Annotated in this window: 20 protein-coding genes; 4 read left to right on the top strand and 16 right to left on the bottom strand. The window is 61.8% G+C overall.

The genetic code is table 11. From position 1 onward, the window contains the following. The first annotated feature begins 98 nt into the window (after window positions 1–98). The 3 genes from BLU48_RS14730 (at window position 99) to BLU48_RS14720 (ending at window position 3,893) form a co-directional block, all read left to right on the top strand. The gene (locus BLU48_RS14730; RefSeq protein ID WP_057024250.1) at window positions 99–2,456 is read left to right on the top strand and encodes a DNA polymerase II; all 2,358 of its coding nucleotides are present in this window, start codon (window positions 99–101) and stop codon (window positions 2,454–2,456) included. A 73-nt stretch (window positions 2,457–2,529) separates the two neighbouring features. Continuing rightward, window positions 2,530–3,162, top strand: coding sequence for a glutathione S-transferase N-terminal domain-containing protein (locus tag BLU48_RS14725; RefSeq protein WP_046069002.1), 633 nt, complete (start codon window positions 2,530–2,532; stop codon window positions 3,160–3,162). Window positions 3,163–3,314: 152 nt separating this feature from the next. Further along, on the top strand, window positions 3,315–3,893 hold the full coding sequence (locus BLU48_RS14720; RefSeq protein WP_046069001.1) for a DUF4174 domain-containing protein: 579 nt from the start codon (window positions 3,315–3,317) through the stop codon (window positions 3,891–3,893). A 54-nt stretch (window positions 3,894–3,947) separates the two neighbouring features. Here the strand turns inward: BLU48_RS14720 and BLU48_RS14715 are convergent, their stop codons facing one another. The 15 genes from BLU48_RS14715 to BLU48_RS14645 form a co-directional block, all read right to left on the bottom strand. Then, window positions 3,948–5,360 (bottom strand): lipid II flippase MurJ, encoded by a 1,413-nt coding sequence (locus BLU48_RS14715; RefSeq protein WP_057024249.1) that lies wholly within the window; start codon window positions 5,358–5,360, stop codon window positions 3,948–3,950. Beyond that, a complete protein-coding gene (locus BLU48_RS14710; protein ID WP_057024248.1) occupies window positions 5,360–6,181 on the bottom strand; it encodes an acyltransferase in 822 nt (273 codons plus the stop codon). Before BLU48_RS14710 ends, BLU48_RS14715 begins: the two co-directional genes overlap by 1 nt. Then, the gene (locus tag BLU48_RS14705) at window positions 6,178–7,581 is read right to left on the bottom strand and encodes an O-antigen ligase family protein (RefSeq protein ID WP_057024247.1); all 1,404 of its coding nucleotides are present in this window, start codon (window positions 7,579–7,581) and stop codon (window positions 6,178–6,180) included. The genes BLU48_RS14710 and BLU48_RS14705 overlap by 4 nt, the downstream gene beginning before the upstream one ends. After that, a complete protein-coding gene (locus BLU48_RS14700) occupies window positions 7,581–8,684 on the bottom strand; it encodes a glycosyltransferase family 4 protein (protein WP_057024246.1) in 1,104 nt (367 codons plus the stop codon). The genes BLU48_RS14705 and BLU48_RS14700 overlap by 1 nt, the downstream gene beginning before the upstream one ends. After that, window positions 8,675–9,889 (bottom strand): glycosyltransferase family 4 protein, encoded by a 1,215-nt coding sequence (locus BLU48_RS14695; protein ID WP_057024245.1) that lies wholly within the window; start codon window positions 9,887–9,889, stop codon window positions 8,675–8,677. The genes BLU48_RS14700 and BLU48_RS14695 overlap by 10 nt, the downstream gene beginning before the upstream one ends. Before the next feature lie 22 nt (window positions 9,890–9,911). After that, entirely contained in the window at window positions 9,912–11,252 is a 1,341-nt protein-coding gene (locus BLU48_RS14690) for a glycoside hydrolase 5 family protein (protein ID WP_057024244.1), read from the bottom strand. Then, entirely contained in the window at window positions 11,249–12,430 is a 1,182-nt protein-coding gene (locus BLU48_RS14685) for a glycosyltransferase (RefSeq protein ID WP_057024243.1), read from the bottom strand. Before BLU48_RS14685 ends, BLU48_RS14690 begins: the two co-directional genes overlap by 4 nt. Then, complete coding sequence (locus BLU48_RS14680; protein WP_057024242.1) at window positions 12,430–14,409, bottom strand: GumC family protein; 1,980 nt, start codon at window positions 14,407–14,409, stop codon at window positions 12,430–12,432. Before BLU48_RS14680 ends, BLU48_RS14685 begins: the two co-directional genes overlap by 1 nt. Window positions 14,410–14,479: 70 nt before the next feature. Further along, window positions 14,480–15,307, bottom strand: a complete 828-nt coding sequence (locus BLU48_RS14675) for a polysaccharide biosynthesis/export family protein (protein WP_057024241.1) — start codon at window positions 15,305–15,307, stop codon at window positions 14,480–14,482. A gap of 6 nt (window positions 15,308–15,313) precedes the next feature. Further along, window positions 15,314–16,225: a glycosyltransferase family 2 protein gene (locus BLU48_RS14670; RefSeq protein WP_057024240.1), complete on the bottom strand. Its 912-nt coding sequence runs from the start codon at window positions 16,223–16,225 to the stop codon at window positions 15,314–15,316. After that, window positions 16,225–17,685 (bottom strand): mannose-1-phosphate guanylyltransferase/mannose-6-phosphate isomerase, encoded by a 1,461-nt coding sequence (locus tag BLU48_RS14665; protein WP_057024239.1) that lies wholly within the window; start codon window positions 17,683–17,685, stop codon window positions 16,225–16,227. The genes BLU48_RS14670 and BLU48_RS14665 overlap by 1 nt, the downstream gene beginning before the upstream one ends. Further along, a complete protein-coding gene (locus BLU48_RS14660; protein WP_057024238.1) occupies window positions 17,685–19,124 on the bottom strand; it encodes an undecaprenyl-phosphate glucose phosphotransferase in 1,440 nt (479 codons plus the stop codon). Before BLU48_RS14660 ends, BLU48_RS14665 begins: the two co-directional genes overlap by 1 nt. A gap of 425 nt (window positions 19,125–19,549) precedes the next feature. After that, complete coding sequence (locus tag BLU48_RS14655; protein ID WP_057024237.1) at window positions 19,550–22,036, bottom strand: TonB-dependent siderophore receptor; 2,487 nt, start codon at window positions 22,034–22,036, stop codon at window positions 19,550–19,552. A gap of 105 nt (window positions 22,037–22,141) precedes the next feature. After that, a complete protein-coding gene (locus BLU48_RS14650; protein ID WP_057024236.1) occupies window positions 22,142–23,092 on the bottom strand; it encodes a FecR domain-containing protein in 951 nt (316 codons plus the stop codon). Beyond that, window positions 23,079–23,594: a sigma-70 family RNA polymerase sigma factor gene (locus BLU48_RS14645; protein ID WP_046072525.1), complete on the bottom strand. Its 516-nt coding sequence runs from the start codon at window positions 23,592–23,594 to the stop codon at window positions 23,079–23,081. The genes BLU48_RS14650 and BLU48_RS14645 overlap by 14 nt, the downstream gene beginning before the upstream one ends. 168 nt (window positions 23,595–23,762) lie before the next feature. Between BLU48_RS14645 and BLU48_RS14640 the strand changes: the two genes are divergently transcribed. Further along, complete coding sequence (locus tag BLU48_RS14640) at window positions 23,763–24,392, top strand: LysE family translocator (protein WP_057024235.1); 630 nt, start codon at window positions 23,763–23,765, stop codon at window positions 24,390–24,392. Between the two features lie 359 nt (window positions 24,393–24,751). Here BLU48_RS14640 and inhA read toward each other — a convergent pair whose 3' ends face one another. Further along, window positions 24,752–25,432, bottom strand: a complete 681-nt coding sequence (gene inhA / locus BLU48_RS14630; protein ID WP_057024234.1) for an isonitrile hydratase — start codon at window positions 25,430–25,432, stop codon at window positions 24,752–24,754. Window positions 25,433–25,478: the final 46 nt, after the last annotated feature.

Below are 25,478 nucleotides of genomic sequence, written 5' to 3'. Positions count from 1 at the left end.
ATTTATGAGATGACCGTCTGGATGCGCGTTAACCTGCCGCGTTTGCACGGATGCCGAGTAGAATCACGCCCTTAACGCGATTCCTGAGGTGCGGTACGGTGGATTTACAGCAGGGTTTTGTTTTGACCCGGCATTGGCGCGACACCCCGGCGGGCACGGAGGTCAGTTTCTGGCTGGCCACCGACCATGGGCCTCGCTGCATTCGCCTGCCCGCGCAGACCTCGGTGGTGTTCATCCCCGAGGCGCACCGCAAGCCGCTCGATTGGCTGCTCAAGGGCGAGCGCGATCTTGAGCTGCGCCCGTTGCAACTGTGCGACTTCCACCATCGTCCGGTCTTGGGCCTTTATGCCCGCCAGCACCGCCAGTTGATGGACATCGAAAAGCGCCTGCGCACTGCCGGGGTCGATGTCTACGAAGGTGACGTACGCCCACCCGAGCGTTACATGATGGAGCGCTTTATCACTGCCCCCGTGTGGTTCGGCGGCACGCCCGACGCGAACGGCACATTGCTCGACGCGCAGATGAAGCCCGCTCCTGACTACCGTCCGCAATTGAAGCTGGTGTCCCTGGACATCGAGACCACCGCCCAGGGCGATCTGTATTCCATTGCCCTCGAGGGTTGCGGCGAGCGCCAGGTATACATGCTCGGCCCGCCGAACAAACCCGACGCGGTGGACTTCAAGCTCGACTATTGCGACACCCGTGCCCAACTGCTTGAACGCCTCAATCAATGGCTGGTCACCTTCGACCCCGACGCGATCATCGGCTGGAATGTGGTGCAGTTCGACCTGCGTGTGCTCCACGAACACGCCCAGCGCCTGAACGTGCCCCTGCTGCTCGGGCGTGGCGGTGAAGCCATGACCTGGCGCGAACACGGCAGTCGCAACCATTACTTCGCCGCGGCGGCGGGACGGCTGATCATCGACGGCATCGAAGCCTTGCGTTCGGCCACCTGGAGCTTCGAATCCTTCAGCCTGGAAAACGTCGCGCAAACCCTGCTCGGCGAAGGCAAGGACATCTCCACGCCCTACCAGCGCATGGACGAAATCAACCGCATGTTCGCCGAGGACAAGCCGGCCCTGGCGCGCTACAACCTCAAGGACTGCGAACTGGTCACGCGGATTTTCGCGAAGACCGAGCTGCTCAAGTTCCTGCTGGAGCGGGCCAGTGTCACCGGATTGCCTGCTGACCGCAGCGGCGGTTCGGTCGCCGCATTCACCCATCTGTACATGCCGTTGATGCACCGCCAGGGCTTCGTCGCGCCGAACCTAGGTGACAAACCGCCCCAAGCCAGCCCCGGCGGGTTTGTCATGGACTCCCGTCCGGGCCTCTACGAGTCGGTGCTGGTGCTGGACTATAAAAGTCTCTATCCGTCGATCATCCGCAGCTTCCTGATCGACCCTGTGGGCTTGATCGAAGGCCTCAAGTATCCCGACGACAGTGAGTCGGTGGAAGGTTTTCGCGGCGCGCGTTTTTCCCGCACCCGTCATTGTTTGCCGTCGATCGTCACCCGCGTTTCCGAGGGCCGCGAAGTGGCTAAGCGCGAAAATAACGCGCCGCTGTCCCAAGCCCTGAAGATCATCATGAACGCTTTCTATGGCGTGCTCGGCTCCAGCGGCTGTCGGTTCTTCGACACGCGGCTGGCGTCCTCGATCACCCTGCGTGGGCACCAGATCATGCGCCAGACCCGCGAGCTGGTGGAGGCCCAGGGTTACGAAGTGATCTACGGCGACACCGACTCCACCTTCGTCTGGCTTGGCAGTGCCCATGCCCCGGAGGATGCCAATCGCATCGGCCTGGCGCTGGTGCAACACGTCAACGATTGGTGGCGTACGCACTTGAGCAAGGAGTACGGCTTGCAGAGCGCCCTGGAGCTGCAATACGAAACCCACTTCAGCCGCTTCCTGATGCCGACCATCCGTGGCGCGGAGGAGGGCAGCAAAAAGCGCTACGCCGGCTTGGTCGTGCGCGGCGATGGCAGCGAAGAAATGGTCTACAAGGGCCTGGAAACCGTACGCAGCGACTGGTCGCCCCTGGCCCGGCGATTCCAGCAGGAGCTCTACCAGCGCATCTTTCATCGCCAGCCCCATCAGGATTACATTCGCGACTACGTTCGGCGTACGTTGAGCGGCGAATTCGATGAGCTGCTGATCTACCGCAAGCGTCTGCGCCGGCCTTTGCACGACTACGAGCGCAACGTCCCGCCCCATGTACGAGCCGCGCGCCTGGCCGACGAGTACAACGACCGCCTGGGGCGCCCGCGCCAGTACCAGCGCGGTGGCTGGATCAGCTATGTGATCAGCGTCAACGGCCCGCAGCCGCTGGAAGTGCGGCAAGCGCCCATCGACTACGACCACTACGTCACCCGACAATTGCAGCCGGTGGCCGATGCGATCCTGCCGTTCGTGAATGACGATTTCGGCACCTTGGTGGGCGGGCAGATGGGCTTGTTCTAAACTTGATTCGGTATGGCCGCTAGCCAGGCCTGGCTAGTGCAAATCAAAATGCTGCGATGAGGAGCAAAGGCCCATGTACACACTCTACGGCACCGACGAATCCGGTTCCTGCATGATCGAAATTGCCCTGCAGCGTTGCGCGGTGCCGTGGCATCGCGTGGACGCCAGTTCCTGGCAGGAGGGCGAGGGTAGCGACGCGCTCGCGCGCATCAATCCGCTGAAACAGATCCCCACCCTGGTCACTCCCGACGGCCAGGTGCTGACCGAAAGCGCCGCTATCCTGATCCACCTGGGCCTGGAATATCCCGAAGCCGAGCTGCTGGCCGGCAATCGTACGCAGATCCTGCGCGGCCTGCTGTACATCGCCGCCAATTGCTATTCGGCAATCGGCATCATCGACTACCCACAACGCTGGCTGGGCAACGCGGATGAGGCGCTGCAAGCACAATTGATTGCGGGTACTCGGCGCTATTTGCACCAGGCGTGGGTGGTGTTCGCCGAGCAGTTTGCCGACCAGCTGTTCACGCCCACCGGTGTGCCGAATGCACTGGGGATCATGGCGGCGGCAGTGTCACGTTGGGATGAGGCGCGTGAGGAGCTCGCAAGACTGGCGCCGGGATTTGCGCAGACCCTGGAACGAGTGGACGCCGACCCTGTTGTCGCGCCCGTTTTTGCCCGGCATTGGCCGCAGTGGAAGGTCTCGTAACCAGAAGAAACAATGGCCCTGGTCAGCCCCCAACCCTTGCGTAGCGGGCGTCCTGACCTACGCTTCTCATGGTGGTGTAGGAATCATCCTTGAATTTGGCTGTCGCAGACATGAAACTCAAGAACCCTGCATGGAATTCAAAGGAGGTGCGCATGCTCATCCGGTCGCTGACCCTGGCTACCTTGATGGCTTTTACGGGGCCGTTGCTGGCCGCTGATGATATCGATCCGCTCAAGCAGGACCTGGGCAAGGCCCGGCCGCTGGTGGTGGTGGAGCTGGATTCCGGCAACGACACCTTGGCGACTATCAGGAAACAGCTGGACGAACCTGCCACCAAACAGTCCTTTGAAGAGCGCAACATGGTGTTCTACACCGTGAAGTTCGGCAGCATCGGCGCCGAAGGTGAGAAGTTCGCCAAGGAAGCCAAGGACAACAAGAAACTTACGCCACCGGAAACCAACGCACTGATCCGCGCCCTAAAGCTGGGGGCCGGCAGCGGCACCAAGGTGATCCTGATCGGCAAGGACGGAGAGAAGAAACTCGAGAAGACCGTGCCACCGGACACCCTCGACCTCAAGGAGTTTTTCAGCGCTATCGACCAGATGCCGATGGCCGAGAAAGAAGCGGCTGCGCCGACCGCGCCAGCTGCGCCAGAACCTGCACCTGGCAAGAACGCTCCCAAAACGGGTAAGGCAGCCAAGCAGGCTGCTCCTCAACAGCTGGATGACTGAGTCCGCGCAGGAGCTGGCTTACCAGCTCCTGCGCAGGCAGTTGCAGCGGTGGTTCTACTTCACGCTTTTCCATGGTTTGAACCACCCAGCCAACCCCCCCAATACCAGTGCACCCGTCAAGGTACTCAAGCCCAGTTGCCAGCCGTCATTGTGCAGCGGGTGCAATATGACGGCTGCAAAGCCCAATGACACTGCACTCAGCCCCCATTGCAGCGGCCAGCCCAGTTGCCCAAGCAATTGCTGGCGTTGCATCAGCAGCAGATTGGTAACGACAACCCCGCCCAACGCCGCCAGTGCAATACCCGGCAAACCAAAAAAGTACGGCAACAGCAGCAGGAGTATGGCGTTGATCACACTGCCCAGCAGTTCGCACCGCAACGGTAGACGCGTGTCGCCGCCGGCATAGGCGTAGCGGGCAAGCATGGCGTTCCAGGCGCCGAACACCAATGGCGTCGCGAACCAGGCCAGCAGCGCCGGCAGTGGGCCGTCGGCGCTTTGGGCGGGCATCAGCAAATGAATCAGCACGGGGCTGGCGCCGATCAGGCCGAGGGCGGCGGGCAGGCTGAGCAGGGTTGCTGCATCAAGGCCCCGGCGCAGCAGAGCCAGGCGCTGCTGGCCTTGTTCGCCGCTCATCATGCCCAGCAGTACCTGGTTGAGGCTCATCAGGGCGATCAAGGGCAGATTGATCAGTTTGCGTGCCAGGTTGACCCAAGTGACGGCGCCTTCCCCCAGGTAACTGGCGATCAATCGCTCGAGCAATGCCAGGCCCTGGCTGGCGACATTGCTGGCCAGCAATGGCCCGATGCGCCCCAGCAATTCGCGGCCTGCCAGGGCTTCTCCAGTGACCTGCCACGGCCGCCAGCCGAAGGACCAGACCGGCGCCAGCAATGGCAGGCACATCAATACACTGCCGGCAAAAAAGCACATCGCCAGTTCCGCGCTGTCGCTGGCGCTGCCACGGATAAACAGGTACAGCACCGGCGGCAGGTTGAACAATAACGAGCCCAGCCCTGGCAGGACAAAACGTTGGCGTGCCTGCAACGGAATGCTGAACAAGGCATGCATCACCAGGCCCGGTGCACAGGCGGCCAGCCAGCGCAAGTTGGTGGCGGCTTCGGCGTGGGCCGCAGCGTCCAGGCCGGGACCGATCAGGCGCACCCACAGCGGCGCGCCCAGCGCCAGCACGGCAAACAGGCCCAGGCCTACGCCCAGCAGGCGTGGAGACAGGCTGGCCAGCCAGGCTTGCTGGCGCTGTGGGTCGCGTTGTTGATAAAGGGGCAGGGCCGCCGCTGCGAGCAAGCCGGCGGCCAGGGTCATGCGCAGCGCTTCGGGCAAAAACACCGCCACCAGAAACCCGTCGCTGCGACTACCGGCGCCCCAGGCCGCCACCAGCAGCCATTCGCGGGCAAAACCGGCCACCAGCCCGGCGAGAGTCGCCAGGGTCAGCCAGAGGGTGCTGCCGAACATCAGTGGAACAGGGTGAACAGGCCCTTGCCACCCACCTTATAGGTCAGATCATGGCAACGTTCACCCATGATTTTGGCGCCTGTACCGCCAATGATTTTGTAGGGGGCCACGGCTTTGGCCACCACGGTGTTGGCGCTTATCACCGAACCATGGCCCAGATGGGTGCCGAAACCGATCAAGGCACGGCTGCCGATCCACACGTAGTCGTCGATGTAGATTGGCCCGGAAATCGACCAGAACTCCGGCGCCTGCAAATCATGACTGCCAGCGATGATCAGCACGTGAGAGGCAATCGCCACGTGGTTGCCGATCACCAGCCCGGCGCGTGCGTCCACCTGGCAATGCCAGCCGATCACCGAGTCGTCACCCACCACCAGATTGTGGATGCCCAGCACTTCGGTGTTACGCCATAGGCTTGAGCCCTTGCCGATCTTCGCGCCTCCCAGGCGCAGCCAGGCAATACGTACATGGTGGCTGGGGATTTTGTTGATCAAGATGTTGTAGGCCATGTCCCAGGCGTTGCGCCAGCGATCCTTGATAGTTGCCCAGTTTTTGCCGTAGCGCGGCAGTAGCTGGCACGGCAGGTCCTGTTTCAGACGGTGGAACAGGCGGCGGGCCACCGGGTGCTCAAGGGTGGGTTCCAGGTCGATGGAGCTGATCCAGAAACGCTTGTTCTCGCCTTCGCCGTCTTCAAACACCACGTCGTTGGCCAGGCACCAATCCAGCGCTTCTTCCAGGTCGGGCAGGCTTACGCCGAGTTCACCGGCCAGCATAGGGAGGCGGTCGCGCAAATCGGTAGAGTGAATTATCCGGTGCTTCATGGTTGGTCATCCTTTGGCGCAATAACAGGAACAGCGCTGGTAACGGTGGGGCGCAAGCGCACCTGTTGCAGGCTCATGCCCATCAATAGCCAGAACAGTGCGATCAGTACAAAGGTGAAGCTGAAGTAGTGGTCGAAAAGCCCCGTCAGCAGCGCTGCCAGCACGCCACAAATGCATCCCAGCCACAGGGCATTGTCGGCGGTGACCTTGCGCACCTGGCCCAGGGGCCGCACTTCCCGCCACCACAGCACCGTGACGGTGATGAACAACAACATCCCTGGAATACCGACCTTGTAGATGAAGTTCAGCCACAGGTTGGAGATCCCCAACAGGTTGCTGCCGGGTACGGGCGGGTCGATCTTGAAGCCGATCCCCAGGGGGAATTTCGACATGGCGTCGGGGAACCTGGCGTATTCGTCGAAGCGGATTTCGGTACTGGCGTTGGTGGTCGAGAAGATGGTCATCAAGCGCTCCTGCAGCGGCGGGTAGAACATCACCAGCGCGATGCCAAACGCCAACCCGATACCGATAATGCGCCCACTGTTAGGCACGCGCTTGTAGGTCAGCCAGATCAAGACCAGCGCCAGAGCCACGATGGCGCCACGGGAAATGCTCAGCAGCAGGCCGGCGCAACCGAGCACCGCCACCGCCAGGCCCAGCGCCCGACGCCAGCCGCTGCGGGTCCAGCCATAGAACAGCGCCAGGGGAATAAACAGCACCAGCACGCCGCCGGTCAGGTTCGGATGCACCCAGGGCGAGGCCATGCGCGTGTAGTTGGCGGAGAAAATATCCTTCACCGCTTCCGGGTGGGCATACTTGAGGTCAGTGAGGATATCGATCATCGACATCGCGTTGCGTGTCTTCAGGAACATGAAAATCGACAGCAACAGCATTGCCAGGTTACCCAGCAGCAGGGCGACCACGACCTTGTCGCGGTCGGCGTCGGTGCGTAGCAGCAACGGCACGATAAACAGCAACGACAGGTTCATCAGCCAGCGCACCCAGTTCACCGGTCCATTGCCTTCGGCATGGATGATGACCATGCCCCAGATAAACGGAATGGTGCTGAACAGCATCAGCCACATCAGCGCGCGCTCGGTCGGACGCCACAGTATCAAGCCACGGGTCTTGCCGATAAACGACTGCCAGAACACCCCGACCCAGGTCAGCCCCAGCACCGCTTCACTCACGGTGGTGCGGATTCCCAGTTCCAAAGTGGTGTAGGGAATGCTTGTGGCCAACACGGCGAAAATCAGCAAGCCCCACAGGGGGAAGCGGACCAGGGTCAAGGCCACGCCCATGCCGGCCACGACCAACAGGACCTTTATCGGCGAAAGGGCCAACAGCAAGCCGCCGAAGACCAGGCCCAGGAGCAGACTAACGAATTTTCCTGGCAGCATTAGCGGTCCAATTCCTTGAGCAAAGTGTCCAGACGCGAGCGATAGGCGGGCTCGGCAAATTGCCGGGCCCAGTCGATTTGCGGTTGCGGGTCTACCGTTGCCTCGGGGGCTGCCAGTTGTCGCATGACGTCTTGCAGTTGCCCGGCATCGTGGGGGTCGAAGCGCGGAGCGCTGGGCGGCGCGACTTCGTCGAGGGCGGAGCCGCGTGCTACCGCCACCTGCGTGCCGACACTCAAGGCTTCCACCACCGGCAGGCCAAAGCCCTCGGCATAGGAAGGCTGCCATAGGCAGGCGGCATGCCGGTAAAGTGCTTGCAGTTGGCCGTCCGATAAACCGCTGCACCAATGCAGGCCCGGCAGTTCGCCAAGGTCTGCCGGTACATCGCTGGCATGGCCCACCAGCACCATGTCCGGTACATCAGGGTTCGCCGTACGACAGGCCTGCCATTGGCGCAGGAAAAACACCATGTTCTTGCGCGGTTCCCGGGTGCCAACCACCAACCAGTAACGCGCCGGCAGGCTTGCCGGCAGCGGCTCTGGCGCTGCATTCAATTCGGGTACCAGGTTGCTCAGCACCCGGAATTTCGCCCGGGCCCAAGGGAACACGCGGGCGGCTTCGTTGCAGGAAAACTGCGAAGGGCACCACACCCGGTCAGCCTGCCACACCGACCAGGCAATCGACGCGCCGTCAATCAAGCGATAGGCCAGGGCCTTGAGCCTGGAGCGATGAAAGTTACGGTGGGTCAGCTGAAACAGGTCATGCAGCACCAGCACATAGCGGGTGCCGGCGGGTTTGCGGCATAGCGGCAAGCCCATATTGGCGGTGGCGATGTAGAGGTCGATCTGCTGCGCGTGCAAGGCCTTGGGCAAAAACCTGCGCTCGAAACCCAGGCGCACTTGTGGGCGCTGCAGGCCGTCCAGCGGGCTGGCCCAGGCCGGGCAAATGGCGATCTGGCGTTGCGGGTGATCCAGGGGGGCTTCGCTGAACAGCAGCACCTCGGTATCGGCTCGCGCGCGCAGGGCGTGCTCCAGGGCCAGGACCTGGCGAGCGATGCCAGACGACGGCGCAACCGTGGCGGGGCGATAGTCCAGGGCTACGCGCATGGCTGCGGCTCCTTGGCGGTGAGCAAGGTGCGGTAGATGTGCTCCAGTTCGTTACCAGCCACCGCCCAATCGTGATAGTGACGTGCGTAGTCGCGTGCCGCATCGGCCAGTTGCCGAGCCAGAGACGGTTCATCCAGCAAGCGCACGACGGCGTCGGCCAAGGCCTCGGCGCTTTCGCCCGCCAGGTAATGGTCCTGTGGCTTTACTGCAAGGCCGGAGACGCCCTGGGCAGTGCTGACCAGCGGCAAGCCGGCGGCCATCGCCTCCAGCACCTTGAGCTTGGAGCCGCCGCCGTGGCGCAACGCGGCGACAAACCCGGCACAGCGGCGTTGCAAGGCGCACAGGTCGGGAACGAATCCCAGCCACTCGATACGCTCATCCGGCCAGCGGTTGCGCCAGTGTTCGGGCAAGCCGTAACCTGCCACCGCCAGGCGCGCATTCGGGCACTGCCGCCAGACCCTGGGGAAAATTTCCTCGAGCAGCCACTGCACGGCGTCCAGGTTCGGTGCGTATTCGTAGTTGCCGACAAACAACAGGCGCTGGCTTTGCGCGTCGGCATTGACCTCGGCGAAGGCGCGGCTGTCGACCCCATTGACCACCACGCTCACCGGCGTCGAGGACAACGGCCGCATGGCCTGGGCGTCCGCCTCGGTCACCGCGATCACATGGGCGGCGGCATCGAACGCCTTGCGCTCCCACTGCCGGCAGCGCCATTGGTCGTACTGCACGAACGGCGCGGCCCACTTGGGGAAGCGGTCGTAAGTGGCGCCGCCGAGGCTTGATTCCAGATTGTGCTCGGTCAGCACAAACGCGCGCCGACGCTGCTGCAAGGTACGCATGAACGGCTGCAGGCTGTAGCTGTGTTCCATCTGAATCACGTCCCAGTGTTCGTTCAACAGTTGTGCAAATTGCGCCTGCAACGGTGCGGACAGGCCGTTGACCGTGGTCAACAGCGGCCACGGCGCGAACACGCCAGCAAGCAGGGTCAGCGGGTGTTTCAGCGGCCGGCGCGGTACCACGATCAAGCGCTCGAGCAATGGCTCAAGGGCTGCATGCGCCGCGTCATCGGCCGGCGTCTTCGATTGCGCCAGCAGCGTGATGCGGTGCCCGCGCTCACTCAAGGTGCGCAGCAAATGGTACTGCCGGGTCTTGCCGCCGCTGGTGGTCGGCCACGGTAGGTAGGGCACAATCCATAGGATTCTCATGTGTCGTTCTCCATGCTCGGCGCTACCACACCAGTATCTGCAAACTCGGCTTCACCACGGGGCGAATACCGTTGTCGTCACTCAGGGTCTGTCGGGTTCCGGTCAGCGGGTCCAGCAGTTCTGCGCGTTTAATCCCGGGCAGGCTGATGCTGCTGCCTTCGGCACTCCAGTACATCAGCAGGTGCTTGCCGTCAGGCCGAGTCCAGGCCACGCTGTAGAAGCTGTCCGGTATGTCCTTGAGCTGCGGCGTGGCGCCGGGTTGAAGAGTGGGGCCGGTGATCTCGAGGAAGCGGGCGAGGGCGGTGTACACCGGCTTCGGCTCGCCATTGAGGTCCAGCAGGCCGTAATGCTGGTCTCGCGGCGAGGCACGTTCGTCGAGGTCGGAGAGGGCGAACAGGAAAATCTTCTGGTAGTCCTGGGACGCCATCAAGGCCAGGCGACGCAAGGTGTAGTCGGCTTGCCCGTCGATACCGATCAGGTCCTGCATCTCCTTGGGCCCGGCATAGCTGGACCAGCCCCATTCAGTGGCCCATACCTGCTTGATCCCGGCGCCATGCAGCATTGCATTGAGTTGATCGCCGCGCAGCAGCACTTCGTTCTTGCCCGGCTCATCGGTTTCCGGGGTCATCGAATAGGGGTGATAGGCCGCGACCATGCCCAGGCTTTGCACCCCGAGCGCGCCGAGCGCTTCAAACATCAGGGTTTTGCCACGGGGAGGCATCTGGCTGTAGTACGCCATGCCACCCATGACCTGCAGTTTGCCGGGCGCGGCAATATTCAAGGCCTGGTGACTGGCCAATAACAATTGCCCGTACTCCTTGGCGTCGACTTTGGGGCGCCAGTTGTTCGGCAGGTTCTGTTCGTTCCACACTTGCCAGGCATCAATATTCGGGTAGCGTTTGGCCAGTAGCGCCAGACGCGCTGCGTAGATGCCGGCGTCCCGTGGCCGATACTGGTCCTGGAACGGCGCGCCCTTGGGGGCGGTGGTGATAAAGGGCGCCGAACCCACCAGGTAAAATACCGAGCGGATTTTTTCGGCAGTCAGGGTGCGCTCCAGTTCATCGAAAGTGCTGAGCTGATAACCCTCTTCCTTGGGCTCCAGGCGATCCCAGTGCAGGTCGATCCGCACCCATTGCAATCCCAGCTTCTTATATTGGTTGATCTGCTTGCGGTACTGCTCGGGCTTGAACCACAGAAAGTGCGCATTTATGCCGAGAAAATCCTTCCATGCCACGCTGCGCTCCGGGGCCAGATTCACCGGTTGTGCATCGACTTTTTCACTCGACAGCAGGGCGCCCCCGACGGCGATTGCCAACACCAGCGGCAGATAACGCCACATCGGGCGAACGGATGAAATCTTCATCGCAACGGCTCCTCACAAGCATCCCGAAAGAGTTCGGCAAAACGTTGGGCCGTGTTGGCCCACTGGCGCTGGCGACCGATTTCCCCAGCCTGGGCGGCCCATTGCCGGGCCTGTTGCGGGTCTAGGATCAAGCGGTTCAATGCGTTGCTCAAGGAATCGATATCGCCCTGCTGATAGGTGATGCCATTGCCGCCGGCCACTTCTTCGGCAAAGGCACGGGCGTTTGAGGTGATCACCCCGCGCCCGCAGGCATTGGCCCACGACAACGCGCCGCTGGTGCCACGCATCTGCCCCAGGAAGCTGAGTTTTTTCGATTCGCGGTAAGGCAATACCATCACGTGGTGCGCCTGGATCGTAGAAGGGATCTGGGTCGATGGCAGGTCCAGTTGCCAATCCACCACATCCTCCAGGTGCAGCGCGCTGATCTGTTGGCGCAGGCCATCAAGGTAGTTACCGGCCGGGTCAAAAGTCATTTCCGGGGCGGTGCCGCCGGCCAGGGTCAGGCGTATTTGGCCTCGGCACTGGGGGTGGGCGGCCAGTGACTGGGCCAGGGCCTGGAGCAGGTCCTCAATGCCCTTGCCGCGATAGATAAAGCCGAAATACAGCAGACGCAACGGCGCAAGCGGCGCCAATGCCTGGGGCGCAATGGTCAGGTTGCCGTGGGCGATAACCGCCACTTGCTCCGGACGCAGGCCCATGCGTTCGCGCAGGCAGTCGCCGCCCAGGCGGGTGAGGGTGATCAGGCGGCGCATGCCTTTGGCCAGGCGCCGTTCTTCGCGCAAGGTCAGCGGGTCGGCCAGCAGTGCCGCCGCCTGGGGCAGCGGGTGGGGCAGGCGTTCGAGCAGGGTCAAGGGGAAAAACAGCTTGGCCCTGCGCCAGATCAGACGCTCCGGATCATGCACCGTGGCGGTCAAAGGCAGGTGCGGTTGCGCCCGGCGCAGATAGTCCAGCGCCTGGAACTCACCGAAGCGCCCACCCCCCAGCTCGGCATGGACCAGGTCCACGCCGGTCCAGTCAAAGGCCTGCAGGCGCCGCAATTGTTCAGGCAGGTTCTGGCAGCCCGCGAGAGGGGTCACCACCTCAAGGCCCAGTTCGATCAACGCGCTACGCAAGTGTGCGGCGTAATCGGCGATCCCGGTCTGCTCCGGTGGCAGCGGTGCCAGCAGCGCGATACGCATCAGGCCGCACCGCGCCAGCTGTTGATTCGTGCCAGGACCTTGGCCGGCACTTCAAAGCGGCGGCGGTTGAGGATCATGCCGTCCACTTTGCCGAACGCGGTGGTCAGCAGCGACACAGCATTTTCGATGGTCGGCACTGTGCTGGTGCGAGCTTCGATCACCAGTACGATCTGGTCGGCGCGGCGCAGGATCAGGAAGGCCTGGGGGTTGGACGACAAGGCCGAGGCATCCAGCAACAGCACTTCACCCGGCGTGGGCGCGTTTGCCCCATTGACCGAGACGCGGTGGCCACGCTCCTCCAACAGACGCTTGAGCTGCTCGACGATAAACGTCACGCCCTCGCCATGCCGCGCCGAGGTCAGGCCCAGGGCAAAGCCTTCACTGGCGATGCGCTCCAGGGGCAGCAGGCTGTAGAGGCGATAGAGGCTGGCGGTGACGGCTGCCGGCGTTGCGTCCTGCACATCGGGGATGCTGCTCCACAGCGGCACATGAAACATCTCCTGCAACCGAGTGCCGTCGTGGATGCGTTGGTCCAGCAGGTACAGCACATAGATGGTCAACAAGCCCACGGCCACGCCGGCGGGAATGGCGAACAACAGAATCAGCAGGCTCTTGGGAAACACGCGTGACGGGTTGAGGGTGGCGTGTTCGATCAGGGCGATGTTGCTGATCTGGCTGTTGTCCAGTTCGTGGTCGATTCGCGCCTGTTCAAGATTGTCCGAGTACAAGGCGTAGCTTTTTTCGGCGGCGCGCAGTTGTTGGCTCAGCTTGTTGAGTTCCGGCTCATCGGTCATCGCCTTGTCACGCTGGTCGCGCAGCTCGGCGAGGGTCTTGTCGTAGTTCTCGATTTCGCCGGCCAGTTTGCGCTCTTGCAATTGGGCGTCGATCACTTGCTGCTTGATGTTGATCACCAGGCTGTTGGGCGCGGTGTTTTGCGAGCGCTCCAGGCGTGTGGCTTCCTGGGCGCTGAGGGCTTCCATGTCGCGGATGTTCTGCTCAATCTGATTGACCTGCGGCGTGCCCGGCAGGTAGGTGCGCAGCAGGCGTGCTCGCTCCACTTGCAGCGCATTGAGCTGGCGCTTGAGGTCCAGTTGGGTGGGGTTGAGGCTGGTTTCGCGCATCGTCACTACGTCCGCCGGCTGGCTCTTGATCTGCTGGCTGGCGTTGGCCAGGAGGCTGCGGATCCCCGAGATCTGGTTTTGCGCGCTGACCTTGGCGTCGGTGACGCGGTCGATCTGGCTGGTGAGGTTCTTGAGGCGCGCATCGACACTGATCGAATCGATCTGCTTCAGACGGCCTTGCAGTTGGTCCTTCAGGCTTTGGATATTTTCCGCCACCTTGGCGCGCTCGGTTTCATAGAAGGTATGCAGGCTTTTGCGCCCGAGGATCCGCGCACGTTCCTCAAGGTAGGCATTGACCCATTCCTCGACGATTTTTTGCGCCACCGCCGGGTCGTCCCAGGTGAAGGAAATCTCGATCACCGAAGAGCCCGGCTCGTGACCGGCTTTGAAGTTCTTCTCCAGCGAGGTCGCCAGGCGTTCAAGCGGGCTTTGTTTCTCGGCAAGGCCTACGAACTGCAGCACGCTGCGCACGGCATTGATGACTTCGCCAACGCCTTTTTTGACGTAGAACTTGGTGACCTTCCAGAAGCCTTGTGGCGGTTCGGAGGTCATCGCCATATAGCGCTCGGCAACGATATGCACAATGGGCCGGCCCGTGAGCATTTTTTCTTCGTCGACAATCGGGTCGTGCTGGGTGCTCGGGGCAATCAGCGTCTGGCGGTTGGCGGCTTCGATCGGCAACGTGGTGTTGTCCCGCCCTGGCTTGACCAGCAAGCGCGCGTCGGACTCGTAGCGAGCCGGCAGCAGGAAGGCACCCAGCACTGCGACGACAATCGTGGTGATCACTGCCAGTTTGAATTCGCGGCGGTAGATGAAAAACAGCCGCAGCAGGTCGCGAAGAGAGCGGATTTCGATCACAGGATCACTCCATTGCATATGGGGTTTACGAAAGACGGGGACAGTTGGTTCGAGTGATACGACGCCCGCTTCATAATCCTTGGCCTGCGTTGATGGTTGGGTTGTTGTAGATGGTGTTGCCGCTGTTTTTCACGTCGCTCTTGTTCAGGTCGTAATTCAAGCCAATGCCAATCCCCTTGTTGATCGGAAACAGCTTGGTGAAGTACATATCCACGGCCTCCACCGTCGCGCCGATGCCCGACTGCGGCACAAAGATCAAGTCGCCGCGCTGCAACGCCACCCGCGGGTGATTGGCGTTGGTCAACATGCTTTCCAGGCTGATGAAATACGTCCTGTACTTGCCATCCGGGCCGGTGCGCATCAAGGCCACGTTGGAGGCATCCGCCGAGGGCAATACACCACCGGAACTGAGCAGCGCCTGCTCGACGCTGACGTTGCCGGCCAGGTCAAAAAACGCCGGGTTGGGCACCGCACCGCCGATAAACACCTTGTTGCTCGGTGCGCTGGCGATGTTTACCGTCACCGCCGGTTCACGGTAGATGCGCTTGTACTTCTCGGTGATTTCCTTGCCCAGGTCCTCGGGCGTGCGCAAGGCGGCCTTGACCCGGCCAATATTGGGCACCGAGATCACGCCGTCGGGGCGCACCACGAACAGGGTCATGTCATCGGCTGCCGCCGGTTCCTGGGCATCGCGCACGATCCGCAGCGAGTCGCCGCTCTGGATCAGCACCTGCGGCGGCGGCAGGTCGGCCAGGGTCAGTGCCGCTTGATGGCCGGCCTTGAGCGTATCGTTGTCAGGAAGCGGCACCCGCGCGGGGGTCGAACAACCCGCCAGCCAGATTGAGGCGCTCAAGAGGCTGAACAGGGTAAGACGGGAACGTCGGTTGATAGTCTTCATGACGGCTCAAGTCCAGTAGGTGGAAAACATGCCCAGGCGCCGTTTAAGCGAGTTGGGCAAGTAGCGTTCAAGGTGGCCGAGGCGATAACCCAGCAATTTAAAGGCACTGCGCACCACCACTTCGGGCGCGCGGTGCAGCGCATTGGCCTCGCGCAATGCGCGCAGTTCGGCCAGTACATAACGTTTGCCTTCACCGCCGGCGTCGCCAAACGCCTGGCGAATCCACGGCTCGCGGCCGTAGAACACACCGATATCGAAGTAGCGGCGAAACTCTTCCAGCAAGCGGTAATCGTGGGAGTGATACACCTGCGCGCTGGCGGCGTAGCGCACCTGGTGGCCGGCCAGCAACATGCGTGCGGCGACGTAGGCGTCTTCGCTGCCGATCACATCCTGGGGGAAGCCGCCCACCGCCTGCAGCGCGCTGCGCCGGTACACCGAAAACGAGTCGGAGCTGAAGCAGGTCTTGATCCCGAGGTGTGTTGCATCGGCCAGGCTTTTGCTGCGGCTGGTCGCTGGGTAATTGAAGTGCCGCGACTGGGCTCCCAACACACCTGCACCGGGGTGCGGCAGTTGGCGGCCATAGGCCACGCCATTGAGCGGTTCCAGTTGCAGTTCGGCGATCAGGTTGGCGAAGGTCTCGGCGGTGGCGGGGATTGCGTCCTGGGTCATGACGATCAACGCGTCGCCACCCACCTGCTCGCTGGCCCAGCGCCGGGTGCCGCCGTGATTGAAATCACCGGCATCGATCACTTCCACGCGCGCGCCGAATTCGCGCAAGCGCGCCACGGTGTCATCGCTGGAGGCGCTGTCGACCACCAGCATCTCGTCCGGTTGCAAGGTCTGCATGCGCAGGGCAGGCAGCAAGCGGTCCAGATGGCTGGCCGCATTGCGGGTGGGGATGATCAGGGAGGTACGCATCAGGGTTTCACTTCAACCGGCGCACGGCCGTAGATGTCGTCATAGCGCACGATGTCGTCTTCACCCAGGTACTCACCGCTCTGTACCTCGATCATCACCAGGTCGATGATGCCGGGGTTGGTCAGGCGGTGTTTGTGCCCGGCAGGAATGTAGGTGGACTCGTTCATGTTGAGCAGGATTTCCCGCTCGCCATTGGTGATCATCGCTGCGCCGCTGACCACCACCCAATGCTCGCTGCGGTGATGGTGCATTTGCAGGGACAGCGAGCCTTTGGGCTTGACCACGATGCGCTTGATCTTGAACCGCGTGCTTTCTTCCAGCACCGTGTAGGTGCCCCAGGGGCGGGTGACGGTGCGATGCAGGCTGAACGCCGGGTGATTCTGGCGCTTGAGCTCGGCGACGATATACCGCACATCCTGGCTGCGGTGGGCGTCAGCGATCAGCAGTGCGTCCGGGGTGTCGACGATGATCAGGTCGCGCACGCCCACTGCACCGAGTACGCGCTTGGGCGAATCGATATAGCAGTTATGCACGTCGTGCAGGACCGCCTCGCCATTGATCTGGTTGCCATTGTCGTCACTGGGCGTGAGTTCGCGCAGGGCTTCCCAGGAGCCGATATCGCTCCAGCCAATGTTGCAGGGCACTACCGCGACCTGAGCGGATTTTTCCATCAGGGCCACGTCGATGGAGATATCCGGTGCGGTGCCAAAACCTTCCGGGCTCAGTTCGCGCTGGCGACTGCTGCTGTTTTGCAGGCTCTGGCTGTGCTCCAGTGCGGCCTTGGCTGCGTCCAGGACCTGCGGTGCGTGGCGGGTCAATTCGTCCAGCACAGTGCCAGCCTTGAAGCAGAACATTCCGGCATTCCACAGGTGCCTGCCGCCGTCCAGGTAGCCTTGGGCGGTGGCCTGGTCGGGTTTTTCGACAAAGCGCTGGACCTGGAACCCAACACCCAGCGGCGCCCCTTGTTCTATATAGCCAAAGCCGGTTTCCGCACGGTCAGGCTGGATACCAAAGGTCACCAGATAACCGGCCTCGGCCAGTGCGCGGGCTTTTTCCACTGCTTGGGCAAAAGCGCTTTCATCGAGGATCAGGTGGTCGGCGGGCATCACCAGCAGCTGCGCGTCAGCGCCGAAATGTTCCTGCACATGCAACGCGGCCACGGCGATGGCGGCGGCGGTGTTACGGCCAAAGGGCTCCAACAGCAAGTCGAGGGCCAGTCGCTGTGTGTTCACCGCGCGGTAGTCGTCAAGGGTGCGAAACAGCAGGTCGCGGTTGGTTACCGTCAGGATGCTGTCCACCCCCGGCAAGTGACTGGCGCGCAGGAAGGTCTTCTGCAACAGGCTCTGGTCGTCACGCATGCGCATGAAGGGCTTGGGCATGTTCTGCCGCGAAACCGGCCACAGCCGCGTGCCCGAACCACCGGAGATGATGCAGGGAATCAAGCCGTTAAGTGGGTTCATCAATAGACTTCCTTGGTGGAAAGAACGGCAGGAATCGTCATGAAAACGATGTACAGATCCAGCCACACCGACCATTTGGCGATGTATTCCAGGTCGTATTCGACCCGCTTCTGGATCTTGAACAGGGTGTCGGTTTCGCCGCGGTAGCCGTTAATCTGCGCCCAGCCGGTGATGCCCGGCTTGACCCGATGGCGCGAGCTGTATTCGCTGACCGCTTGCTCGAACGGAATCCCGGCGGCCTTGGTGGCCGTGGCATGGGGCCGTGGGCCGACCATCGACATATTGCCCAGCAGCACGTTGAACAGTTGTGGCAGCTCATCGATGCTGGTCTTGCGAATGATCCGGCCTACCCGGGTAATGCGCGGGTCCAGGCGCGTAGTCTGGTTCTCGGCGTTGAGGTCGGTCTGCTCGACATACATCGAGCGGAACTTGAACACGCGGATCAGGTTGTCGTTGTAGCCAAAGCGCTTCTGGCGAAACAGCACCGGACCCTTGGAATCGAGTTTGATCGCGATAGCGGTCACCAGCATCAGCGGTGACAGCAGCAGCAGGCCCACGCTGGCCAGAAGCAGGTCTTCGCAACGCTTGATAAAGGGCGACCAGCCGCGCAGTGGCAACTGCGACGTGTTGAACATCAGGATGCCGCCCACATCGGTGATGCGGTTATGGCCATAGCGCAAGGCGGCCATGTCCGGCACCAGCATGACGTTCACCGACATCTGCCGCAGGCGCTTGACCAAGCCATTGATGCGCTGTTCGGCGGCCCAGGGCAGGGTGATCATCACCTGATTGACCTGTTCGCCGCGGATCAGCTTTTCCAGGTCGCGGGTATTACCCAACAACGGCAGGCGGCTCAATTCCTTGGGGATGCGCTCGGTACGGTCGTCGATAAAACCGATCAGGCCGGAACGGATATCACTATTGCGCGACAGGTGTTCGGCCACGTGGACCGCCGTCTCGGTAAAACCCAGGATCACCGTGCGCTGCAAGAACTTGCCGTTCTTCATCAAATGGCGGTAGAGGCGCAGCATCAATATCCGCTCCACGCCGAACAGCACCAGGCTCATGGAAAACCACGCCACCAGGTTGCGCGGGCTCAACTGCGGGAACAGGAGCAGGATCTGGTACATGAACAAGAGGATGCAAAACGCCGAGACCCAGGCCACCAGCATCACGCGAAAACGCAGGCGGTTGCTGAACAGATCCTCGGAGTACACCCCAAGGGCCTGGAACAGGATGATGGTCAGGAGCGCAAAGAACACCAGCAGGCCGAGGTAGTGATTGCGCATGTGCTCGGCGACTGGGTCCGGGTAGAACAACAAGATGATCGCTGGCAAGACTGAAGTCAGGCCGTGGATCAGTTTTACGAAAACAACGAAAAACTCAACAAAACCGGGACGAGTCAAAAACAGGCTATCGACCGACGACTTAGCGCGCATAAATCAGATCCTCAATACACCACCAGAACGTTCCTGTTCGTTTGCTCATCCATAAGGCAGGTGTGCTTTACAAGTGGTGCAAATCGAACGACTGCTGTCGCTGGGTAATACGTAATGCCTGTTCGTGCGCAGGAATTTACGAAATGCTGGCTAAATAGTGGCTCTCTTGAGGTCGCGTGTCAATCATTTGGCTTATTAGGCCGGCGCCGTCAATGGGTTTCATAACATCGCTATGATATGACGGTTTGTTGACATTCTGCGCGAGGTGTCAGAAAAATCGAGAATCAATGATGGCTTTTTGGAGTGTAGGAACAAACCTGGGGATTTTCCCGGCGGTGAGGAAAAAGCTTTTGGGATGCGGGAGGGGATGGCGCGGCGTGGAGCCAGAGCCGGCTTGCCGGCCCTGGAGAAGGGATTTGTAACGCTTAGAAGTTGCCTTTGAGGCTCAGCGTCAGGTTGCGCGGCTCTCCGTAGAGATTGCCCCAACCGGCTGTGCCTACGGTCTGGTAGTAGTTTTTATCAAACAGGTTGTTGCCGTTGAGCGCCACGGTCCAGGTGTCGTCTACCTGATACGCCAGGCGCGCATTCCACAACGCATATCCGGCTTGTTCAAGCTTGATGGTTTGCAGCCGGTAGTTGCTGCTTTGGGCGTTAACCCCTGCACCGACTGTCCATTTCGACAGCGCACCGTCCAACTGATAGTCGCCCCACAACCTGAGCATATGCCGTGGCACGTAGGTGTTGGATACCGCGCCTTCGGCTGTGCTATCGATGTTCTTCAGGTTCTTGGTCTGCGTGTAGGTATAGCCGCCGAACACTTGCAGGCGTTCGAGCAATTCACCACTGAGCTCGGCCTCCACCCCTTGGGCGCGAACTTTGCCTGTGTCGGTGTAGCAGTAGCCGTCGGAGGAGCTGCCGCAACGGGTCTCGAAGTCGGTTTGGGCGGCATTCTTTTCGATTGCGCGGAACACTGCCAGGGAACTGTTCAAGCGCCCGTCAAACCACTCACCCTTGATGCCAAGCTCGTAGTTCTCGCCCATTTTTGGCTTGAGGGCCGAACCGCTGACCGTGGCGTAGGAGCTTTGTGGCTGGAAAATATCGGCGTAGCTGGCGTACACCGAGAGGTTGTCATTGAGGTCATAGATCAACGCGCCAAACGGCGTTACCACGCCGGTTTCCTTGGTGCGTGCGTCTTGATCGGCCCACTCGCCCCACGCCAGGTTCAGGGACTTGCGGCGGTTTTCGTACCAACTGACGCGACTACCGAGAATCAGCATCAGGGGCTCGGCCAGGCGCAGGCGCAAGGTGGCGTAGGCGCCGTATTGCGTGGCGGTCTCGTTGACCGTGCCGCCTCGGTACATGTTGGGCCAGAAGGTGTCGTCGGCAGGTTCCGGGAAGTGATGATCGGGGTTGAAAACACTTTGGCGCTGGGGCAGGTTGCGGATCGCGTAGACATCGTCCTGGGTACCGCGACTGCCGTTGGCGCCGAGGATCAATTCATGTTGCAGGCCAAACGCCTCGAATTGACCGTCGATATAGGCATCCAGGCCGTAGTCTTTGTGATCGTAGTCCAGCAGTGCGGCGTAGCTGGTGAGGGTGGGCGCCGGGTTGCCATAGTCCACGGTGCTTTCACTGGCGGCATATTTGATATCTTGCAGGTTGCGGCTATGCACGGCGCTGACTTTGAGCTTCCAGGCGTCATTGAAGTGATGGGTCACATCGGCGAACAGCGTGGTGCGCTGGCTTTGCCAGTCGTTCCAGGCCTGGCCCAGGCAGGTGGAGCGGCTCAGACCGAGGCTTTTGCCGTCGCGGTAGCGCGGCAGGCCGCTCCAGCACGGCGTGGCGTCGACATCCTCATGGCTGGCACCGAAGCCCAGGGTGGTGTCGGGTGTGACATCCATGTCCAGGGCGGCGTAAAACGCTTGGTCCTGGCGCTTGGCAAGGTCCATGTAGGAACCACGATTCTGTTGGCTGACCGCCGCGCGGCCACGCACCGTGCCGCTGTCGTTCAACGGGCCGCCGGTGTCGAGCTCGGCGTGGTAATTATCCCAGGTGCCCGCCGACAACCCGAGGCTGGTGGTGGGAGTGGCCTGGGGCCGCTTGCGCACGAAGTTCACCGCACCACTGGCGGTGCCGGCGCCCTTGAGCATGCCGGCGGCCCCCTTGAGCACTTCCACCCGGTCATAAATCGCCATGTTTGCGCTGAAACTGTCGGCCTGTATGTAATCCTTTCCGATGTCCAGCGGCACGCCATCGAACTGGTACTGGCCGAGCATCTTGAAGCCCCGGGAGTAGAAATATTTGCCGCCCATAGGCGATTCGTAGCTGGTGATGCCTGGCGTGCGCTCCAGCAATTGGTCGATGGTGGTGATGTTCTGGTCATCCATCAGCTTGCGGGTCATCACGCTCACCGATTGCGGGGTGTGTCGCAGGCTGTGTTCTCCCTTGCCGATGGTTACCGCACCGGTGGTGTAGGAGCCGCTGCCTTCGGTGGTGGCACCCAGGCGATTGCCGGTGATGGTGGTGGCGCCCAGGTTCAGCGCCGAACCGTCCTGCTGCTGAGGCAACAACAACCAAGCGTTCTGGCCCTGGCTTTGAGCCTGCAACCCCTGGCCCTGAAGCAACCGGCTCAGGGCCGATTGTGGGTCCAGGGTGCCGTTCAGCCCCGGGCTGTTTTTGCCGGCCACGCTGCCCGCGTCATATGACAGGCTGATACCGGCCTGCCGCGCAAATTGATCAAGGGCGCCGGCCAGAGGGCCAGGGGCAATATTCCAGGCGCGGGCCGGGCGCTCGTTGCCGGGCTCTTGAGCACTTGCGGTATAGGGCAGGGCGCCGGCCGCCACGCTCGCGCCGAGGAGAAGGGCGTTGACGGCGTGTCTGAGAGGTGAACGTTTGGAGGGGAACGCTTGCATGACCGCGGGATGCTCCTGAGGGAAGTGAATAAAACCGGCCTGTTGATCGGCCTTTCCTTACAGGTCGAGCGGCAATGAGAATTCACCTCATTTATTTTCAGTCGGTTAAACCCGAGCGGAGACGGTCACCCAGTAACGGCTGCGGTAGGTCACTGCGACCGGCAACGATTGGGCCACCAGTTTCAGTACCTGGTCGGTGTCATCCAATTGGTAAGTGCCCGAGACCCGCAGCCCGGCCACCGCTTCGCCGCAACGCACCAGCCCATTGCGGTAACGGCCCAGTTCGGCGAGGAAATCATCCAGGCGCATGTTGTGGGCGCTGATCACGCCGTCACTCCAGGCCCAGGGGTCGAGGCCATTGGAGGGGGATGGGTGGATGCCGCTACGGTTGAACAGCACCTGTTCGCCGGGCTTGATCACTTGGCGTGCAGTGATGTCATGGCTGTCGGAAAATACCGCCACCGTGCCCTGTTGCACGGCCAGCAGCGTGCCTGCTGGCTCTTCGCGCACCAGCAAGCGCGTGCCGAGGGCGCGCAGGTAACCGTCGCGGGTGTGCACCCAGAAGGGGCGCTGGTCGCCACCGGTATTGATCAGCACTTCTCCCTGACGCAGGTCCACCAGCCGCCGCTCGGCGTTTAACGCGGTATCGATGGCGCTGGCGCTGTTGAGCTGGACTTTGCTGCCATCGCCCAATGCCACCCAGCGCCGCTCGCCGGTGGCGGTGCGGTAGTCGGCCAGCAGGGCGGGCAGCGGTGTGTAGTCGCGGCCCAGCCAGGCCAAGCCAGCGGCGCCGGCACACAGCCCCAGCACCTTCAAGCCTTCACGACGACTGATGCGTTGGCGCGCGCCATCCAGTGCATGGCGACTGACATGCGCCGGCAGTTGCTTGAAATCGTCATCCATGGCCGCCACCTGCTGCCAGGCCCGCTGATGTGCTGCGCTGCGCTGCAACCACTGCTCAAAGGCCGCGGTGCTGGCGTCGTCGGCGACGTTGAAACGCAGCTTGATCATCCACTGGATGGCCTGGTCCACCAGGCGCGGGTCAGAGTTCGGCATAGCGCAGCCGATAACAAGCGTGCAGTGCCTTGGACAGGTCACGTTCCACCGTGGCCCTGGATACGCCCAGGCGCAGGGCGATTTGCGGGCAGGTCAGGCCGTCCAGTTGCGCCAACAGGAACGCCTCGCGCACCCGCGGCTTGAGCTGGTCAAGCAAACGGTCGATGCGCTCCAGGCTGTCGAGGATCAGCAAGCGGGTTTCTTCGCTCGGCACCTCGACTTGGGGGAAGTGCGCCAGGCTTTCCAGATAGGCGCGTTCCAGCTCGCGACGCCGGTATTGGTCGATCATCAAGCTGCGCGCAATGCTGCTTAAATAGGCCCGCGGCTGCTGCAAGGTCTGGTGCTTGCGTGCGTTGAGCAGGCGCACGAAGGTTTCCTGCGCCAGGTCGGCGGCGTGTTCACGGCAGCCGGTGCGCCGGCTCAACCAGCCGCGCAGCCAGGAATGGTGGGCCTGGTAAAGCTGGCCGATGGCGGCAGGGTCCAGAGGGTGATCGCTCGACATGGTCATCCCGGCGCAGCAAACTTAATTGATAATGTTTCGCATTCTAGACGTTGATCGTGGCATTCAGCAATCATCTGGTTTTCTGCGCAAGCAATGTATCCAGCACAATTTTTTGTGTGCGCTGTACACGCCGATTAATCTGGGCTTTTCCCGGCGGACGGTTCACCCATGATCAGCCTCGTCACTCTTGCGGTTTTTTCCGGCGCTGTTTTGCTGTTGCTGCTGTCACCGGGGCCAAATATGGCGTTTGTGATCAGCCATGGTGTGACCCATGGCTGGCGCGGAGGCTGTGCGTCGGCCCTGGGCATCGCTGTGGCAGACCTGTTGCTGACGGCGTTGACCGTCATGGGAGTGACGGCGTTGGTCGCCAGTTGGCCGCCAGCGTTTGACTTGATTCGTTACGCCGGTGTGATCTACCTGCTATGGCTGGTGTTCAAGACCTTGCAGCAGCGCCCCGGCGCGGACACTGCGCACGTCGACCGCGTGGCCCTGGGCCGGGTATTTCTACAGGCCATGCTCAACAGTTTGCTCAACCCCAAGGCGCTGTTGTTTTTCATGGTGTTCCTGCCGCAGTTTGTGCAACCGGAGGCTGGGCCCATCGCCGTTCAATTAATGGTGCTGGGTGGCGTGCTGACGCTGATTGCAGGCGTGTTTCACGCGCTGCTGGGGATGTTTGGCGGTGCGCTCAGTCGCTTCTTTGCCAAGCGTTCAAAAAGCGCCTGGCTGCAGAAGTGGGGCCTGGCGACCGTGTTGATGGTGCTGGCTGTGCGTTTGGCGGTGATGTCTCGTCCTGCCTGAAGACACGCTGGACGCCAAGCAAGCTTTTTTGTGGCGAGGGAGCTTGCTCCTGTGACGGCCCGACAGCCGATGCTCATCTACCTGATACCCCACGATCCAACTGTGGGAGCGGGCTTGCTCGCGAAGGCGGCCTGACAGCCGACACAGTTATACCGAGTACATATCCATTCCTGCGGTAACGGATATGTACTCGGTCTGATCCGGCATCTTGGTCGGCCCTGAAGCAGCCATCGGGAGCAAGCCCCCTCCCACAGGGCCATACCAGGAGATGTGTAGATACTGATGCTGAGATGCCCGTCAGTTAAGGAGCAGCGCTGTACTGTGGCGAGGGAGCAAGCTCCCTCGCCACGGATGAACATTCAACCCAACCGCGCAGCCGCTCGGGCCACGATCTCCCCACGCACTCTGCGCGACTCTACCGTGCGCTTGTTGGCTTCCTCCAGCACATGCCTGGGCGCAGTCTCCGGGCGGCCTGAGTCAAACGGCGGGGCCGGCGCATATTCGATCTGCAATTGCACCAATTGCGCCGCCGCTTCGCTATACAACTCGGCCGCCAGGGTCAACGCAAAGTCGATTCCCGCCGTGATCCCTCCGCCCGTAAACAGGTTGCCGTCACGCACCACACGTTCCTGCACGGGGATGGCGCCGAGCGGCGCGAGCAGGTCGTGGTAAGCCCAGTGGGTGGTGGCCTTGCGACCGCGCAGCAAACCCGCCGCCCCCAATACCAGCGAGCCGGTGCATACCGAGGTTATGTAACGTGCGGTCTGCGCCTGTGTGTTCAGGAAGTCCAGGGTGGGCGGGTCTTCCATCAACGGGCCCACGCCTGCACCGCCGGGCACACACAACACATCCAGGGCCGGACAGTCGGCATAGGTCATGGTCGGCGTGAATATCAGGCCGGTACTTGAGGTGATCGGCGCCAGGTCTTTCCACACCAGGTGCAGCTTCACGTCGGGTAGTGAACCAAGCACGTCATAGGGGCCGGTAAGGTCCAGTTGCTGGATACCGGGGAATAACAGAAAACCGATGTGCAAAGTCATTAATCAAGCTCCGATAAAGGGGTGGACGACCTCACTGTAGGAGCCT

The organism is Pseudomonas synxantha, from assembly GCF_900105675.1.
GTDB lineage: Bacteria > Pseudomonadota > Gammaproteobacteria > Pseudomonadales > Pseudomonadaceae > Aquipseudomonas > Aquipseudomonas synxantha.
Note: the sequence above shows the minus strand (reverse complement) of the source record. Positions and strands in the feature narration are given on the sequence as shown.

Excerpts from the sequence above, each read along its gene's own strand:
- BLU48_RS14725 (WP_046069002.1), top strand. The coding sequence starts at position 2,530 with ATGTACACACTCTACGGCACCGACGAATCCGGTTCCTGCATGATCGAA.
- BLU48_RS14720 (WP_046069001.1), top strand. The coding sequence starts at position 3,315 with ATGCTCATCCGGTCGCTGACCCTGGCTACCTTGATGGCTTTTACGGGG.
- BLU48_RS14715 (WP_057024249.1), bottom strand. The coding sequence starts at position 5,360 with ATGTTCGGCAGCACCCTCTGGCTGACCCTGGCGACTCTCGCCGGGCTG.
- BLU48_RS14710 (WP_057024248.1), bottom strand. The coding sequence starts at position 6,181 with ATGAAGCACCGGATAATTCACTCTACCGATTTGCGCGACCGCCTCCCT.
- BLU48_RS14705 (WP_057024247.1), bottom strand. The coding sequence starts at position 7,581 with ATGCTGCCAGGAAAATTCGTTAGTCTGCTCCTGGGCCTGGTCTTCGGC.
- BLU48_RS14700 (WP_057024246.1), bottom strand. The coding sequence starts at position 8,684 with ATGCGCGTAGCCCTGGACTATCGCCCCGCCACGGTTGCGCCGTCGTCT.
- BLU48_RS14695 (WP_057024245.1), bottom strand. The coding sequence starts at position 9,889 with ATGAGAATCCTATGGATTGTGCCCTACCTACCGTGGCCGACCACCAGC.
- BLU48_RS14690 (WP_057024244.1), bottom strand. The coding sequence starts at position 11,252 with ATGAAGATTTCATCCGTTCGCCCGATGTGGCGTTATCTGCCGCTGGTG.
- BLU48_RS14685 (WP_057024243.1), bottom strand. The coding sequence starts at position 12,430 with ATGCGTATCGCGCTGCTGGCACCGCTGCCACCGGAGCAGACCGGGATC.
- BLU48_RS14675 (WP_057024241.1), bottom strand. The coding sequence starts at position 15,307 with ATGAAGACTATCAACCGACGTTCCCGTCTTACCCTGTTCAGCCTCTTG.
- BLU48_RS14670 (WP_057024240.1), bottom strand. The coding sequence starts at position 16,225 with ATGCGTACCTCCCTGATCATCCCCACCCGCAATGCGGCCAGCCATCTG.
- BLU48_RS14665 (WP_057024239.1), bottom strand. The coding sequence starts at position 17,685 with ATGAACCCACTTAACGGCTTGATTCCCTGCATCATCTCCGGTGGTTCG.
- BLU48_RS14660 (WP_057024238.1), bottom strand. The coding sequence starts at position 19,124 with ATGCGCGCTAAGTCGTCGGTCGATAGCCTGTTTTTGACTCGTCCCGGT.
- BLU48_RS14655 (WP_057024237.1), bottom strand. The coding sequence starts at position 22,036 with ATGCAAGCGTTCCCCTCCAAACGTTCACCTCTCAGACACGCCGTCAAC.
- BLU48_RS14650 (WP_057024236.1), bottom strand. The coding sequence starts at position 23,092 with ATGCCGAACTCTGACCCGCGCCTGGTGGACCAGGCCATCCAGTGGATG.
- BLU48_RS14645 (WP_046072525.1), bottom strand. The coding sequence starts at position 23,594 with ATGTCGAGCGATCACCCTCTGGACCCTGCCGCCATCGGCCAGCTTTAC.
- BLU48_RS14640 (WP_057024235.1), top strand. The coding sequence starts at position 23,763 with ATGATCAGCCTCGTCACTCTTGCGGTTTTTTCCGGCGCTGTTTTGCTG.
- inhA (WP_057024234.1), bottom strand. The coding sequence starts at position 25,432 with ATGACTTTGCACATCGGTTTTCTGTTATTCCCCGGTATCCAGCAACTG.